General features: G+C 61.9%; 13 protein-coding genes. 8 read left to right on the top strand and 5 right to left on the bottom strand.

Annotated elements, in window-relative coordinates; translation table 11 throughout:
- The first annotated feature begins 110 nt into the window (after positions 1-110).
- From lepA to QNI87_RS05260, 4 genes are all read left to right on the top strand, one after another.
- Positions 111-1,928 carry a translation elongation factor 4 gene (lepA, locus tag QNI87_RS05275; protein WP_300594974.1) on the top strand — a complete coding sequence of 606 codons (1,818 nt, stop codon included), beginning with the start codon at positions 111-113 and terminating at the stop codon, positions 1,926-1,928.
- Positions 1,929-2,356: 428 nt separating this feature from the next.
- Complete coding sequence (locus QNI87_RS05270) at positions 2,357-2,689, top strand: DUF1778 domain-containing protein (protein ID WP_300594971.1); 333 nt, start codon at positions 2,357-2,359, stop codon at positions 2,687-2,689.
- Positions 2,677-3,210 carry a GNAT family N-acetyltransferase gene (locus tag QNI87_RS05265; RefSeq protein WP_300594968.1) on the top strand — a complete coding sequence of 178 codons (534 nt, stop codon included), beginning with the start codon at positions 2,677-2,679 and terminating at the stop codon, positions 3,208-3,210. The genes QNI87_RS05270 and QNI87_RS05265 overlap by 13 nt, the downstream gene beginning before the upstream one ends.
- Positions 3,211-3,224: 14 nt before the next feature.
- Positions 3,225-4,190 carry a hypothetical protein gene (locus QNI87_RS05260; protein WP_300594965.1) on the top strand — a complete coding sequence of 322 codons (966 nt, stop codon included), beginning with the start codon at positions 3,225-3,227 and terminating at the stop codon, positions 4,188-4,190.
- Positions 4,191-4,285: 95 nt separating this feature from the next.
- Here the strand turns inward: QNI87_RS05260 and QNI87_RS05255 are convergent, their stop codons facing one another.
- Together QNI87_RS05255 and QNI87_RS05250 are read right to left on the bottom strand one after the other, a co-directional pair.
- On the bottom strand, positions 4,286-4,573 hold the full coding sequence (locus QNI87_RS05255; RefSeq protein ID WP_300594962.1) for a helix-turn-helix domain-containing protein: 288 nt from the start codon (positions 4,571-4,573) through the stop codon (positions 4,286-4,288).
- Between the two features lie 356 nt (positions 4,574-4,929).
- Positions 4,930-5,784, bottom strand: a complete 855-nt coding sequence (locus QNI87_RS05250; protein WP_300594959.1) for a hypothetical protein — start codon at positions 5,782-5,784, stop codon at positions 4,930-4,932.
- A 453-nt stretch (positions 5,785-6,237) separates the two neighbouring features.
- On the opposite strand from QNI87_RS05250, the gene QNI87_RS05245 reads away from it, so the two are divergent.
- Both QNI87_RS05245 and QNI87_RS05240 read left to right on the top strand, forming a co-directional pair.
- Positions 6,238-7,320 (top strand): DUF6733 family protein, encoded by a 1,083-nt coding sequence (locus QNI87_RS05245; protein ID WP_300594956.1) that lies wholly within the window; start codon positions 6,238-6,240, stop codon positions 7,318-7,320.
- Between the two features lie 308 nt (positions 7,321-7,628).
- Positions 7,629-8,420, top strand: a complete 792-nt coding sequence (locus QNI87_RS05240) for an outer membrane protein assembly factor BamD (RefSeq protein ID WP_300594953.1) — start codon at positions 7,629-7,631, stop codon at positions 8,418-8,420.
- 113 nt (positions 8,421-8,533) lie between these two features.
- Here QNI87_RS05240 and QNI87_RS05235 read toward each other — a convergent pair whose 3' ends face one another.
- From QNI87_RS05235 to QNI87_RS05225, 3 genes are all read right to left on the bottom strand, one after another.
- A complete protein-coding gene (locus QNI87_RS05235; RefSeq protein WP_300594951.1) occupies positions 8,534-9,130 on the bottom strand; it encodes a hypothetical protein in 597 nt (198 codons plus the stop codon).
- A gap of 94 nt (positions 9,131-9,224) precedes the next feature.
- Entirely contained in the window at positions 9,225-11,354 is a 2,130-nt protein-coding gene (locus QNI87_RS05230; protein WP_300594948.1) for a TonB-dependent receptor, read from the bottom strand.
- A gap of 91 nt (positions 11,355-11,445) precedes the next feature.
- The gene (locus QNI87_RS05225) at positions 11,446-11,898 is read right to left on the bottom strand and encodes a hypothetical protein (protein ID WP_300594945.1); all 453 of its coding nucleotides are present in this window, start codon (positions 11,896-11,898) and stop codon (positions 11,446-11,448) included.
- A gap of 288 nt (positions 11,899-12,186) precedes the next feature.
- On the opposite strand from QNI87_RS05225, the gene recN reads away from it, so the two are divergent.
- The gene (gene recN, locus QNI87_RS05220) at positions 12,187-13,854 is read left to right on the top strand and encodes a DNA repair protein RecN (RefSeq protein ID WP_300594942.1); all 1,668 of its coding nucleotides are present in this window, start codon (positions 12,187-12,189) and stop codon (positions 13,852-13,854) included.
- Positions 13,854-14,318 carry a hypothetical protein gene (locus tag QNI87_RS05215; protein ID WP_300594939.1) on the top strand — a complete coding sequence of 155 codons (465 nt, stop codon included), beginning with the start codon at positions 13,854-13,856 and terminating at the stop codon, positions 14,316-14,318. The genes recN and QNI87_RS05215 overlap by 1 nt, the downstream gene beginning before the upstream one ends.
- Positions 14,319-14,326: the final 8 nt, after the last annotated feature.

Below are 14,326 nucleotides of genomic sequence, written 5' to 3'. Positions count from 1 at the left end.
ATCCGCGCGCGCTGCTTCACTTCGCCCGATTGCAATTCAGCCAACGACCCTAAGTCATTTGCATTTTTCGCGAATGACACAGAGCTTTCCTGTGGTTATTTGCGCGGGTGATGACTGACCTTTCAAAAATCCGCAATTTTTCGATCATTGCTCACATCGACCACGGCAAGTCCACCCTCGCGGACCGGCTGATCCAGTTCACCGGCGGCCTCACCGAGCGCGAGATGTCCGCGCAAGTCCTTGATAACATGGATATCGAGCGCGAGCGCGGCATCACCATCAAGGCCCAGACCGTCCGCCTCACCTACACCGCCAAAAACGGCGAGACCTACCAGCTCAACCTCATGGACACCCCCGGCCATGTCGACTTCGCCTACGAGGTCTCGCGCAGCCTTGCCGCGTGCGAGGGCGCACTCCTCGTCGTCGACGCCGCCCAGGGCGTCGAGGCGCAAACCCTCGCCAATGTCTACCAGTCGATCGAGCACGACCACGAAATCGTCCCCGTCATCAACAAGGTCGACCTGCCCGCCGCCGAGCCCGAGCGCGTTCGCCAGGAGATCGAGGAAGTCATCGGCCTCGACGCCAGCGACGCCGTGCTCGCCAGCGCCAAGACCGGCATCGGCATCGAGGACGTGCTCGAAGCCGTCGTCGCCAGGATCCCGCCGCCTTTGGGCACGCGCGACAAGCCGCTCAAGGCCTCCCTCGTCGATAGCTGGTACGATCCCTATCTCGGCGTCGTCATCCTCGTGCGCGTCATCGAAGGCGCGCTCACCAAGGGCCAGAACATCCGCTTCATGCAGGGCGGCACGCAGCACCTTGTCGACCGCGTGGGCTGCTTTACCCCCAAGCGCACCGACCTCACCGAGCTTGGCCCGGGCGAAATCGGCTTCATCACAGCGCAGATCAAGGAAGTCGAACAGGCCCGCGTCGGCGACACGATCACCACCGTGAAGGCCGGCGCCACAGACCCGCTGCCGGGCTACAAGGAAGTCCAGCCCGTGGTCTTTTGCGGCCTCTTCCCGGTCGATGCGGCGGACTTTGAGAAACTGCGCGAGAGCATCGGCAAGCTGCGGCTGAACGATGCGAGCTTCTCCTTCGAGATGGAAAGCTCGGCTGCCCTGGGCTTCGGCTTTCGCGCCGGGTTCCTCGGCCTCCTGCACCTCGAAATCATTCAGGAGCGCCTCTCCAGAGAATACGATCTCGATCTCATCACCACCGCGCCCTCCGTGGTCTACCGCGTCCACCTCGCCAAGACCAAGACCGAAGAGGCCACCGTGGTCGATATTCACAACCCCGCCGACTGGCCCGATGTGAACCGCATCGATAGGATCGAGGAGCCGTGGATCAAGGCGGTGATCTACACGCCCGACGACTATCTCGGCGCGATCCTGAAGCTGTGCCAGGACCGGCGCGGCGTCCAGAAAGAGCTGACTTACGTGGGCGGGCGCGCGCAGGTGACCTATGAGCTGCCCCTGAACGAAGTCGTGTTCGACTTCTACGACCGCCTGAAATCGATCAGCCGCGGCTATGCGAGCTTCGATTACGAGCAGATCGGCAGCCGCGAGGGCGACCTTGTGAAAATGAACATCCTCGTCAACAACGAGCCGGTCGACGCGCTTTCGCTTATCGTCCACCGCTCGGTCGCCGAAGAGCGCGGGCGCGGCATGTGCGAGCGCCTGAAAGACCTCATCCCGCGCCACCTCTTCAAGATCCCGATCCAGGCGGCCTTGGGCGGCAAGATCATCGCCCGCGAAACCATCGCCGCCCTGCGCAAGGATGTGACGGCGAAGTGCTACGGGGGCGACATCAGCCGCAAGAAGAAGCTGCTGGAGAAGCAGAAGAAGGGCAAGGCCAAAATGAGAGAGTACGGGAACGTCTCAATTCCTCAAGAAGCCTTCATCGCGGCATTACGCATGGGTGAAGAGTAACACTCATTTTGGATGCGGGAGCGCCCGCAGGGCGGCCTGTCCCCGCGTAGGCGGGGAGGAACGTGAGCATCCCGCAGGAGGCGTTTATTGCAGCGCTGCGGATGGGGGAGGAGTAACCCTTTCCCCTTCCGCCTGCGGGAGGGGCAGTGAGACTGAGCCCGCGCCAGTGGGCCTAGTCGCAACGCGGTGGGCGAAGGCGAGCGCATCATCTTCAACTGAGCCCGTTCGCCCTGAGCTTGTCGGACTCGCAGAGGGCGCGAAGCGCCAACGGCTGGTCTTCACTTTTCTGGAATGCACGGACAGAAGAAGTGCAGTGCTTCGACAAGCTCAGCACCAACGGCGGTGGCGGGCGCAGCACTCGTGAGGATGCGGAAGCGCCGAACCTACACTTTCATTGACATCGTGTACACATTGTGTATACATCAGCTATGACTGAAACAGCAACCACGGTTAAGAAGAAGGCGCGCAAGGCTTCGATTGAAGCGTCCTCAGCATCTGCACCAAAAGGCAGTATCAATCTTCGGATCGAAAACGATACAAGACAACTGATCGATGACGCTGCCTCGGCCTTGGGAAAGACCCGGACCGAGTTCATGATCGATATCGTAAGAGAGCAGGCAATCAATGTTTTGCTCGATAGGCGGTATTTCGCGCTTGATTCTAAGCGTTTCGATGACTTCATGAACGCTCTCGACAATCCTGCCGCACCTGGCCCAAGATTGCGCTCTCTGCTCCGGCGAGAGCCGGCATGGAAGAAATGAGCAAGAAAGGTAAGGGGCAGGGAGCTTACTTTCCAGCGCCTGAACCAATCAGCCAAGAGCACGATCTTTCCGGATTTGATTGTGGCGAGCCGGTGCTGAATGACTGGTTGAAGAAGAAAGCCGTCAAGAACGAGAGCCGCTTTTCACGCACCTACGTGCTTTGTAACGAGAAAAAGGCCGTGGTGGCGTATGTCTGTATCTCAGCTGGTGCGGTGGAGCGTAAAAACGCGCCTTCGAAACTGAAACGGAACGCTCCGAATAGCATTCCCGTCTCGATCATCGGGCGGCTGGCAGTCGATCAAACCCACGCAGGAAAGGGTCTTGGAGCTGATATGCTGTCCGACGCAATGCGCCGCATTGCGCTGGCATCGCAGACAATCGGCATCGGCGCCGTGGTGATCCAAGCCAAGGATGATGCTGCCAAGAACTTCTATCTGCACTGTGCGGAATTCATTGAGTATCCGGATGACAGCCGAACACTGTTTTTGCCGATTGAAACGCTCGTCGCAGCGTTTAGCTGATTGGGGTTTATGGGATGGGCGAAGCCAGACGCAGGAAAGAGAAGCAGTCAGATTGGCCGAATTCGGATCGCTTTGATGGTGATGTCGAGCTCCACATTTTGGCTCCTGATCCTTCGATCAATGGCGCGCGCATAAACGAACTGACTGGCGACGAAATTTTTTCACCGGATGCGAGGGTGGTACTTCGCGCGTACCGCGCTGTTGCCGATGAACGCGAATTCTGCGTTGGGTTCTGTGTAGGAGATGGCGAGGGGTTCACGCCGATCGGGCTAGCTGTCATCGAGCGCCTCTCGAACGCCAAGCTGAATGCGCCGCTGCACATCGTTCCCATACGACATGAGGATATCGCTTGGGATATCGTCATTCACCATCTTCGTACATTTACGGACGAAGTGTTGCTCTTCGCATTCGCCGATTCTGATGTGTACGATGCAGGGATCGGTCCAGTCCACTACTCCAAATGGATCAAACAATTCGACCATGAAGGAAATTTTCTGGGCCGATTGACACAGGCGCAGCGAAACGAGATTCGAGGACAGAAGGCTGCTGTTCTTGACCGGCCGCCACCCCCAAAGTTCTATCCGACAACAGGTGTAGACCATGAAGACGCGCCATGGATATTCAGGATTGGCACGCCTGCAGGAAAGTTTCTTCGCACCGCTTTCTGGAACGGTCGTCGCAACTATGCGCACGAGTTGCCGCCAGAGGCCCTTAACTGGGTCGGGGGTGACAGGATCGCCGTCGTTCAGGTCGATAGCCCAGTTGGCGTAAACCGGCGGTCTTCGCTTGAGCTTACTCATTGGCTTGCTGCTGAATTCGATGGTGTTATCCATTGGGCTCGCGATACTGAGACCTTCGAGTCCATCCTGAGATCATTCATCCGTCTTGACCTCGAAGCGGACAGCCCGCCAGACTTGCCAGATGATTACAGTCCAGAAGTCGTGATCCTGGCTGCGATTCCTGATCAGCCTTCCGAATAACGCGCCACTCCGCTCAAGCAATCCAAAGCCGCTTTCGGATCGGCATCCACAATGCCCAATAGCCTTAGCGCGGGCGCGTTAGGTGAGAGGTGGCCTCACTCCAACAATTCCCCCACCAAGCTTGGCCTTTTCGCAATCATCGCCAGCAACACGCGCCCCGGCCCGGTGGGCCTGCGCCGTCCATGCTCCCAGTTGAGCAGCGTCCCCTTCGCCACGCCTATGCTGCGCGCAAACTCGGCTTGCGACAGGCCGGTGCTCGCGCGGATGGCGACCACGTCGACTTCGGGCACTTCTACCCTGTGCACGCGCGCACCAGTTTTCTGGCCTTCGGCGTGGGCGATGGCCTCGGTACGGCCCTGCTTGATTCTCTCGTAAGCGCTCATTCTCGGTCTCCGTATCACCACTCCCTCTACCCGCTCGCCCTGAGCTTGTCGAAGGGCCGTCCTTCACTTCCTCGTTGCCGCAGAAAAAGGACGGTGCTTCGACAGGCTCAGCACGAGCGGTTCGGGGGCGGGGCAGGATAAGCAACTGATAAGGTGGCGCTCACGCCGCCACGCGCCGTTCCGCGTTTGCTGGCGCACACGCTCCATGCGCCGCGCGGGGTGGCCTGACGGCCAGCTTCGCTTCCGAACGGGCTGGGCTGGCGCCCACCCGCCGGCCGGGCGTTCACGATGCGCTGACGCGCACCGGCGTCCAGCTTGCCGTTTGCTTCGCAATCGCCCGCGCTATTCGCCTTCGCTCACTCCCACCCCTTATCCTTGAGCGAGTGCGCGGTCTTTCTCGGCTTGGGAGGCGGGGGCGCTTTCTTTGTCGGGGGCTTGGCCCATTGCTCGTCGGCTTCGGGGCCGCGTTCGAGCCGGGTGCGCATCGCCTCATCGGCCTTGAGGCGCGCAAAGTCCGCGTCGCGCAGCTCGGTAAAGCGCGCCCAGGCCTTGCGGGTTTCCTTGGACATCTGCGCCCATTGCCGCGCGCGGGTCTGTTCGAGCTCGGCGCGCACCGCCTCGACCTTGCGATCGATGCTCGCGCGCACCTCGGCGGGTGAGACCCCTTCGTCGCGGGCGCGCTGTTCGGCCTCCCATTGCGCGCGCCATTTCTTCTTGAGGCGCCTTTTCTCCATCTTGCCGACCGCGTTGAGCCCTTTGAGGCTGCCGCCGCCTTTCGTCACCGAATTGCCAAAGCGTTCGGGCGCGCGGTTTCTTAGAAGGAACATCAAGAGCCGGTCGTTATAGCGGGTGCGGGTGCCGACATGGTTGCCGTAGACGTAGAAGGGTTCCTCGACGCCGTGGATCCCGCGCTCCATCGCGACGTCCTCGAGGCGCTCAACGCCCAGGTCGAGCGCCTTTTGCCAGGCCTCGCGAAAGCTTTGCGCGCCCGGCTGGCGGCGCAGGTAATAGGCGCCCACCGTGCTCATATCGACCGCCTTGCACGCGGCCGAGACCGAGCCGGTGTCCGCGAGCGCTTCGATAAAGGCGCGCTGGCGCTCGGGCGTCCAGCCATCGTGGCGCGCGCAGCGGCGGGGCACGGGGGCGAAGTCGGGAAGCTCGCCCGGTTTGACGGGCAGGCGGGCGGTGCGCGGATCGGCTTTGCGGGTCATTTGTGCAGGTGAACCACAAAAGGGGCGAGTAGGAAATCGGCGCAAGGGAGAACGGGGGTGGAGGGCGCTTTGTTGCGGGCGGCGCATCAATTGGAATTTGGCGAAAGTCCGCCCGCAGAATCGATTATTTCCTTGCGTGTCAAATACCACACAGCGGCAGAAAATTTGTCTGTTACGCTTTTTTTATGGAACCATTATCTCTCGGTGTCTTTATTGCAATCGTGGGTCAACCGGCAAAAGCCGGGGGCCTTATTGTGGCGACACGGCGCGCAAAAGCGCTTTGGTTCCCCCTTTGCACGTCCTGGCCGTAGTGATCGGGTGTGCGGGGGCCAGGCCAGGAGAGGACGCATCGGATCGTGGTCGAGCCGACCAGTTCTCCCCTGCGCTTGCGCGCCTGGCGCGCGGCGTTTGCCCCGGGCTGATCGGCTCCTGTTTTGAAACGGGAGTACATGAATGAAACTGCGAACATATCTCTGGATCAGCGCCGCCGTCGTTACGCCGGCCCTGAGCGTATCCGCCGCCGCGGAAACGGGCCTGTCCCAGACCGAACTCGCCGAGACCGAAGTCCACATCGCGAACGGTGTGCCGGTCGCGGCGCACGCGCCCGAGGTCGACACCCTCGCGCCGCTCACCGCGATATCCGCCTCGTCCGAGATCACGACAAACGAGCTCGACAAGGCGGCGGGTGAAGACGTGCAGGGTTACGCGATCACGATCCCGCAGAGCGATGCGGCGCAGGCGGCTTTGGCGGCCTCCCCGCAGACGTTCGAGCTCGCCTCCGACGCGCCGACCGCGCAACAGGTGGCGGCCGCGGCGGTTGTGCCCGTGGCGCAATACAGCGGCTCCGGCGCCGCGCCCGCCAAGCGCGAGGACAGCTACACTGTGCTCCTCAATCAGGATTCCTTCTTTGGTTTCTACCCCAGCTTCAATGGCTTGATTCCGATCGGCGACAACATCGATTTCAGCTTTTACGGCATCTTCTGGACCACTGACGGCTTTGGCACCGGTCTTGGCTCGGACCTGTGGACCGAGTTCGGCGCGGGCGTTGCGATTCACACGATGGAAGGCAATCTGGTCATCAAGCCGCAGCTTGGCATCACCAACGGCGCGCTGCTTTCGGGCGGGGTACGCGATGATGACACCGAACTGCCGACCGGCACCGGCGGAAACTTCGCTGACGGCATCGTTCCCAGCCTCACGATGAACTACTCCGACGATGCGTTCGAAGCCGAGTTCTATGGCGGCTACTACGCCGCGTTGCGCAACCGCAATGAAACCGGATCGCTCGACTTTCTGCACACCTGGCTGAACGCCGGGGCGAAGATTGGCGAAAAGTTTTCAGCCGGCGCGCACTATGAGCTGCTCAGCAACACCCGCGCTGTCGATGGCGATGACTCGGTCGTCTACCAATGGCTTGGGCCGTATGTGCAGTTCTCGACCGATAACGGCTTTTTCGCCCGTTTCACCGCTGGGGCGGATATCGAGGCCGGCAATGACGGGGACTTCTACAAGCTCACCGCCGGATTCTCGTTCTGAACGAGCGCGCCGCTTGAATGGCGCTTAGACAAGGGGGGCGTTCTGGCGGTGGCCAGGGCGCCCCTTTCTATTCCCGATCGCGGTGTGTCCGGGAGCAAACGCCCCTGCGCAACGCGGTTGGCGCATGGAGCGCTTTCGGAACGCGGTTATCCTCCCGGCAAGGCCGGCGTGGAAAATGACGTGGTTGGCAACTGGCATGGTTGGCAACTGGCGTGATTGGCAACTGGCGTGGAAAGAGCGGGAAGCAAAGCGCCGTGCGGGCGCGTGGTCACTTGGCGTTCACGCCCGCGCTGGTTATACCGCGCCGCATGACAGGATTCCTCAAGAACGCGGCCCGCGCCGCCACATTAGGCCTTGCCGCTCTGGCCACGACCGCCTGCGGAGGAGGTTCGGCCAACGAAGACGTGGCTTACGTCGCGCGCGACGTCGAATCGCTCTACGCCGAAGCGCAGCGCCGCCTCAATGCGGGCAACACCTTGCTCGCCGCCGCGCTGTTCGACGAAGTGGAGCGCCAGCACCCCTATTCGCCCTGGGCGCGGCGCGCGCAGCTGATGAGCGCGTTCAGCTATTACATCGCGCGCGATTACAACAAAGCGATCCAGAACTCGCAGCGTTTTCTCTCGATCCATCCGGGCAACAAGGACGCGCCCTACGCCTATTACCTGATCGCGCTGAGCTATTACGAGCAGATCTCGGACGTGAACCGCGACCAGAAGATCACCGAGCAGGCCCGCGCGGCGCTGACCGAGGTCAACCGGCGGTTCCCGCAAAGCGAATACGCCGCCGACGCGCGGCTCAAGATCGACCTTGTCGACGACCATCTGGCGGGCAAGGAAATGGAAATCGGCCGGTTCTACCAGCGCTCGGGTCAATGGCTGGCGAGCGCGCTGCGCTTCCGCAATGTTGTCGACCAGTTCGAGACGACGAGCCACACGCCCGAGGCGCTGTACCGTTTGACCGAGAGCTCTCTGGCGCTGGGTGTCCCCGAAGAAGCGGTCAAATACGCCGCGGTTCTGGGGGCCAATTATCCCGGCTCCAAATGGTATGAGCGCGCCTACAAGCTGGTCGAGAAACACGCGAGCGGTGTAACGCCGAGCTGACCGGGCCGCGTCCGGGGCGATTGCCGTTATCGGGTCGCGGGTGGGCCTGTTTTCGAGCTGCCAAAGCCCAAGGTGAACGTGGGGTAGCGACCCAGCTGCCGCCTTCCTATGCCTTAAGGACAATCGTTGTGCCTTCTCCACATCGCCGGATCATGCCCTTCAGGCACGCTTGCGCAAGGGTCGCTATCCTGATCCGTGTATCCGCGCAGCGCGCTGTATCGTTCGACTTGCCTATCCGTGAGCAGCGGCAACGTTTTCAAATGCGCAGACAGGTGGACTAGGCGAAGCGCCGCGCGATGTTTGCCCGCTTCGCTAACAAGGCGTTCAAGCTTAGCCTGATCGACGCCGCCCCGCACAAAAGCGTCGTTGAGCGCTTTTTCCGAAGCGATGAACTCCTCGCCGGTGGCCAGAGCGGAACGCGTCATCTCGTCAAAGATGGCGGTCACCTGTGTGATTTGGGCGTCGCTGAGCTCCAGCTGTTCAGCAAGATCAAGAACATGGCGGGGGCCAGGCGCTCCGTTGATCTCAGCGGGCAGCGCCATGCCCCACCCGGTGCCTGCCCGGATCGCCGCTATGTCCTGGTCAGAAAGCGATGCAATAGCGCGCGTCTGTTTGCCGGCATGGGGTGATGTTGATGCTCCATGATCCTGAGCGATAACCGCGCCCGCGCACAAGAAAGCGAGCGCTCCAAAGATGATGCCTTTCTTCACTTTTGGTTTTCCTCTTTCAGTCCGAATTCGATCTGGGGCGCCGGGCAATTACCTCGCTTCTCATGCGCCCCCGTTTAGTCCTTAAAGATCAGTTCTAGAAGCGCGCCTGAACGCCAAGTGTAACAGCCGCGGGTTCGCCCGGCGCAAAGGTCGCGTTGTCCATTCCGTTCAGATTGTTACGCGCTCCGATCACGCTTGAGACGTATTCTTCATCGGTGAGGTTACGCCCTTCAACAAACACGAGGAAGCGCCCGGTGTCGTAGCTGATGCGCCCGCCTATTGTGACATAGCCATCGGCGCGCAGGGTGTTCGCATAATCCGCAAAGCCGCCGTCTGGCACAAATGTACCAAACAAATCGGCGGCAATGCGATTAGAGCGATAGGAGACGCGCCCGCCAAAACGGTGCTCCACCACGATCGGGAGGAAGTTGTCGCCAAAAGTGGGATCGTCTGAGAAGCGGGCGTCAGTCCATGTCCAGTCGCCCGCGATATCGACGCTGTCTCCAGTGGCGAGGACATCCCCCGCTACAAGTGTACCCAACGAGGCTTCAATCCCCCAGCGCCGCGTTTCATCGGCGTTGCCGACCGACGTAACATTTTGTGTGACCGCGTCGGTCGTGGACACGATCTCATTGTCAATCCAAGCGCGATATAGGGTAAAGTCCAGTCGAACCGGGCCGATATCACCGCGCACGCCTGCTTCGGCGGTAACAGCGGTTTGCTCTTCAAGCGATCGGACCACTGGGCGACGCGGGTTTGCTCCATTCAGTAGCGCGTTCATCGGGCCCGGCGTCCCCGCGACATTGATGAGCAAGACATCATAGGTCGGAGGTTCGATGACATGACTTAGCCCCGCGAAGAGGGTCAGCGCGGGAGCCGCCTCGACGGACAAAAGCGCGAGGCCATTGAACCCGTCATAAGTATCAGCAAGCTCAGCCGCCGGACGTTCTGCTCGGACGCCTGCGAAGTTTTCCTCGATGGTGCGCCCGTGAAAATCCCAACCCGCAGCGACGGTGAGCCGCACCGCGTCGCTGGGTTTGACGTGTCCCTTGACTTGCGCAGTCACGCGATCAGCGGATAGATCGTTGTCGGCCCATCTATCGCCGCGCGCGCCCGAGAAGGTTGGCGGTGTGCCGCCGCCATTGAAGAACTGTTGTTGGCGGCGATCATTGCGCTGATAGATAACCGTCGCTCCCCAACCCAAGGCAGCATCATGATCGCTCCGCAGCCGCGCGGCGAGGCTGAAATCGTCGTTGTCTTCGACCTGCACATCGCGCCGCCGAAATTCGACATCGGTGCGCATGTAAGAGCCATCGAGAGCGAGGCTTGACCCGCCCAGATCAACGCTCAGGCCCGTCGCCACGCGGTATTGCTCGGAGAACCGGCGCCAGTCGCCCGCAATGTTGTTGGGCTGCGCGGCATCCGATCCAGCTTCGATTTGCGCTAGGGTCTGCGGGCCTGGCAATTCAAGCTCGGAATCGACCGCAAGACCTGAGACGCGGATGGTTATTCGATCCGACACATCATGGCTGTATCGGCCATAAGCTCGAAACGCTTCCTGCGCGCCGTATTCACGAAAACCATCCTGCGACAACCAACTGACGGAAGCGAAGACTTCACCGTCCTCGCTGGAACCAGCATAAGCCGCTTGGCCGCGCAGGTAATCAAAGCTCCCTATTTCACCGCGTGCGGTAAAGCCTTGGTCAACCCGCCCACTGCGTCCTCGAAAATCAACGATGCCGCCAATTGTCGAGCCGCCTTCGAGCGCCCCGCGCCCGCCGCGCAAGATACCGACCTCTCCAAAGAACAGCGGCTCGATGAACTCGACGAAATCGAAACTCGTATCGGCGTAGGTGATCGGAAGGCCGTCAAGGCGCAGCTCTATCCCGCGACCCGCAGGCTGCGTTCCGCGTTGCAGACCAGACCCTCGGATCGAGAAGCGGGGATGATCGATGCCGCCAAAGACCGGCTCGATCTGAACGCCGGGCGTGTCGCGCAGCAGGTCTTCAAGCGTAGCCAGACGGCCTTCAATGACGGGTTTGGTGACGTCTTCGCTCGGGTTCTCGCTTTGCGCTTCGCCAACGACGATGATCGTCTCGATAGGCGACGCTCTGGCTGGCTGATCGGTCGTATCGGATGACTGTTCATTTTGCGCTGATGTGTTCGAGCCGGCTGCAAGAGCGGCAACACCGGCTAGAAGCCGGGCATAGGTACTCGTTTTCATGATTGTGTCTCGCTGAGTGCTGTTTGCTGGGGGGCGAGCACCGGTCAAGGACTGCGGGGAGGCAGTCCTTTCGAAGTTTCCGGTGCGGCTCTCAAGCGAGCGAGGGAGGCGCGCGCAATGGTGGTCTGAGGCGCGCGCGCCTGATGAGAGGCGGACAGCGGGCTGGAAGCAATTCCAGCTTCTGCGCGTAGACCAACGCTGGCACCGCAAGGCTCGCATCGAGGCACCCTGTTGCAAGCTGGGCGACGCTGGCAAACGCGCAGTCAGTGCTTATCGAGGTACCGCGTCCGTCATGGTCGTGTTGCTCACCATCACTTTCGGCTTGAGCACTATGAGAGGCATGAAAGTGACCGCCATCGATTGATGCCTGGCCTTTGCGTTTCGCTGCAGCGTTGTCAGGGTCCAAAGCGGCCATCTGGCGCAAAAGCGGATGGGTTTCCGGACACATGACGATAAAGGGCAAGCCGTTCTCGCCAAGCGCAATCATGTGGCCGGGCGGTGCAAGCGTCTGAATGCCCAACGCCAGAATGGCCACAATAAGCATCCGTAAGGCCTTTAGGGCCGAGAAGGTTATCGCTCTCGTCAAAGTTGCACCGCCCTAGACCCAGACCGGGGTGTCGTCATCCCTGTTCTTCCTAGTCTTACGTTGGCTTTTTTTTTCCAGCTACGAATTGCGAACGGTCAGCTTCGCATCCCACTATGCCATTGGCTAGCCTAAGCCTCGCTCGCGGCGTGCTTCGATATCCGCCGAACCTTACCCGCCGCTGCTTGGGGATTGGCCTGATTTGCGCAGGTGACGCCGACAGGAGGCCGCGCTAGACCCCGCTGCACGATGCTCACCCGGCTTTCCATCCGCAACATTGTCCTTATTGAAGCGCTCGATCTCGATTTTGCGCGCGGGCTGGGCGTGCTGACGGGTGAGACGGGGGCGGGCAAGTCGATCCTGCTCGACGCGCTGGGACTGGTGCTGGGTGACCGGGCCGAGGTGCGACTGGTGCGCAGCGGCGAGGCGAAGGCGAGCGTGACCGCCAGTTTCGAGTTCGACAGCGTTCCGCCGCTTGTCGCCGAAGCGCTTGAGGACGCGGATATCGAGTGGGAGCCGGGCGAGCCGCTCCTTGTCCGGCGGCAGGTCAAAGCCGACGGGGGGTCCAAGGCCTTTGTCAACGACCAGCCCGTCAGCGCCGCCTTGCTTCGCAGCCTTGCGCCCGCTCTGGTCGAGCTCCACGGCCAGCACGATGATCGCGGCTTTGTGAACCCGCGCGGGCATCTGGCTTTGCTCGATCGATATGCGGGCACCAACCTTGACGCGCTGCGCGGTGCGTACGAGGCCTGGGCCAAGGCCGAGGCGCGGCTTTCCGAAGCCCGGCGCGATGTCGAGCAGGCCAAGGCGGATGAAGAGCTGCTGCGCGCGCATCTGACCGAGCTGGAAACGCTCGCGCCGCAGGTGGGCGAGGAAGAGGCTCTCGCCGCGCAGCGGATCGATCTGCAGAAGGGCGAAAAGCTCTCCGGCGACCTCGAAGAGCTGCGCCATATCTGGGAGGGTTCGGACGCGCCGCTTGCGGCCTTGCGCGTGGCGGCGCGCAAACTCGATCGGATCGCGGGCGAGCACGAACTGCTCGCCGAGGCGCTCGCCGCGCTCGATCGCGCCGTGATCGAGGCGGGCGAGGCGGAGGAGAAGCTGGAGGCGGCCGGGCATGCTCTGGTCCACGATCCGCAAGCGCTTGACGCGGCCGAAACGCGTCTGTTCGAGTTGCGCGCGCTCGCCCGCAAGCACCGCTGCGAGGTCGACGCTCTGCCCGATCTGATGGTCGAAATGCGCGCCCGGCTCGACGCGATCGAAGGGGGCGAGGCGCATCTGGGCGAGCTGGAGGCGGCGGCGCTCAAGGCGCGCGAGGCCTATCAAACGGCGGCGGCAAAGGCCTCCGCGACCCGCGCCAAGGCGGCCAGGCGTCTCGACAAGGCGGTGGCGGCGGAACTCGCGCCCTTGAAGCTGGATGCCGCGCGTTTTCGGACCGCGCTCGACACGCTGCCCGAAGGGCGCTGGGGCGCGCTGGGGCAGGACGCGGCCGAATTCCTCATCGCCACCAATCCCGGCGCGCCTTTCGCCCCGCTCACCAAGATTGCCAGCGGCGGCGAGCTCAGCCGTTTCATCCTTGCCTTGAAGGTTGCTCTGGCGGAAAAGGACGGGGCGGGCACGATCATCTTCGACGAGATCGACCGCGGCGTGGGCGGCGCGGTTGCCAGCGCGATTGGCGAACGCCTCGCGCGCCTTGCAAGCGAAGAAGGGCAACTCCTCGCCGTCACCCACTCCCCGCAAGTGGCCGCGCGCGGGGGCCTGCACTACCTGATCGCCAAATCGTCCAGCGGCACCGTCACCAAGACCAGCGTCGTTGAACTCGACCCGCCCGGTCGCCAGGAAGAGATAGCGCGCATGCTTTCGGGCGCCGAGATCACCTCGGAAGCGCGCGCCCAGGCGGACCGGCTGCTGGAAGGGGTGTGATGGAAGTTCTTGGTGGGATCGTTTTGTCGGTTCTGGTTTTGGCGCTGCTGGCCTTGCTCGGGCTCACCACCGTCTTTGCTCTCGCGTTTATGACGGCGCTGGGCTTGCTGACCGATATGAGTTTCAAGCGCGTGTTCTTTGTGTCTTTCGCGATGGCTCTGGCCGCGCCTGTGCTGCTGACCCTGGCGACCTATTCGGCGTTCGAGGACGGGTCGCTGGAGCGCGATCTGCGCGCGGAGCTGGGCGATGTGATCGCCATTCCCGACGAGCGCGTGAGCAACTGGCAGGACAGTCTGGATGAGCTTCGCCAGATCGGGCAGGATGTGGAAAGCGGCGCGTTGACCGAGCAGCAGGCCGAGGAACGCGTCAAAGAGCTGTTTGGCGCTTCAGGCGGCGCGGCGCTTGATCGGCCAGAGGTGGAAGCGGCCCAAGAAGGCGATGGAATCCAGACTGAGATCGACTAAACCGCTCG

The sequence above is a fragment of the Erythrobacter sp. genome (genome assembly GCF_030066995.1).
Lineage (GTDB): Bacteria > Pseudomonadota > Alphaproteobacteria > Sphingomonadales > Sphingomonadaceae > Erythrobacter.
This window is presented reverse-complemented; position numbering and strand designations above follow the sequence as displayed.

Bases quoted from the DNA above. Each gene is read 5' to 3' on its own strand.
- lepA (WP_300594974.1), top strand. From the start codon at position 111: ATGACTGACCTTTCAAAAATCCGCAATTTTTCGATCATTGCTCACATC.
- QNI87_RS05270 (WP_300594971.1), top strand. From the start codon at position 2,357: ATGACTGAAACAGCAACCACGGTTAAGAAGAAGGCGCGCAAGGCTTCG.
- QNI87_RS05265 (WP_300594968.1), top strand. From the start codon at position 2,677: ATGGAAGAAATGAGCAAGAAAGGTAAGGGGCAGGGAGCTTACTTTCCA.
- QNI87_RS05260 (WP_300594965.1), top strand. From the start codon at position 3,225: ATGGGCGAAGCCAGACGCAGGAAAGAGAAGCAGTCAGATTGGCCGAAT.
- QNI87_RS05255 (WP_300594962.1), bottom strand. From the start codon at position 4,573: ATGAGCGCTTACGAGAGAATCAAGCAGGGCCGTACCGAGGCCATCGCC.
- QNI87_RS05250 (WP_300594959.1), bottom strand. From the start codon at position 5,784: ATGACCCGCAAAGCCGATCCGCGCACCGCCCGCCTGCCCGTCAAACCG.
- QNI87_RS05245 (WP_300594956.1), top strand. From the start codon at position 6,238: ATGAAACTGCGAACATATCTCTGGATCAGCGCCGCCGTCGTTACGCCG.
- QNI87_RS05240 (WP_300594953.1), top strand. From the start codon at position 7,629: ATGACAGGATTCCTCAAGAACGCGGCCCGCGCCGCCACATTAGGCCTT.
- QNI87_RS05230 (WP_300594948.1), bottom strand. From the start codon at position 11,354: ATGAAAACGAGTACCTATGCCCGGCTTCTAGCCGGTGTTGCCGCTCTT.
- QNI87_RS05225 (WP_300594945.1), bottom strand. From the start codon at position 11,898: ATGCTTATTGTGGCCATTCTGGCGTTGGGCATTCAGACGCTTGCACCG.
- recN (WP_300594942.1), top strand. From the start codon at position 12,187: ATGCTCACCCGGCTTTCCATCCGCAACATTGTCCTTATTGAAGCGCTC.
- QNI87_RS05215 (WP_300594939.1), top strand. From the start codon at position 13,854: ATGGAAGTTCTTGGTGGGATCGTTTTGTCGGTTCTGGTTTTGGCGCTG.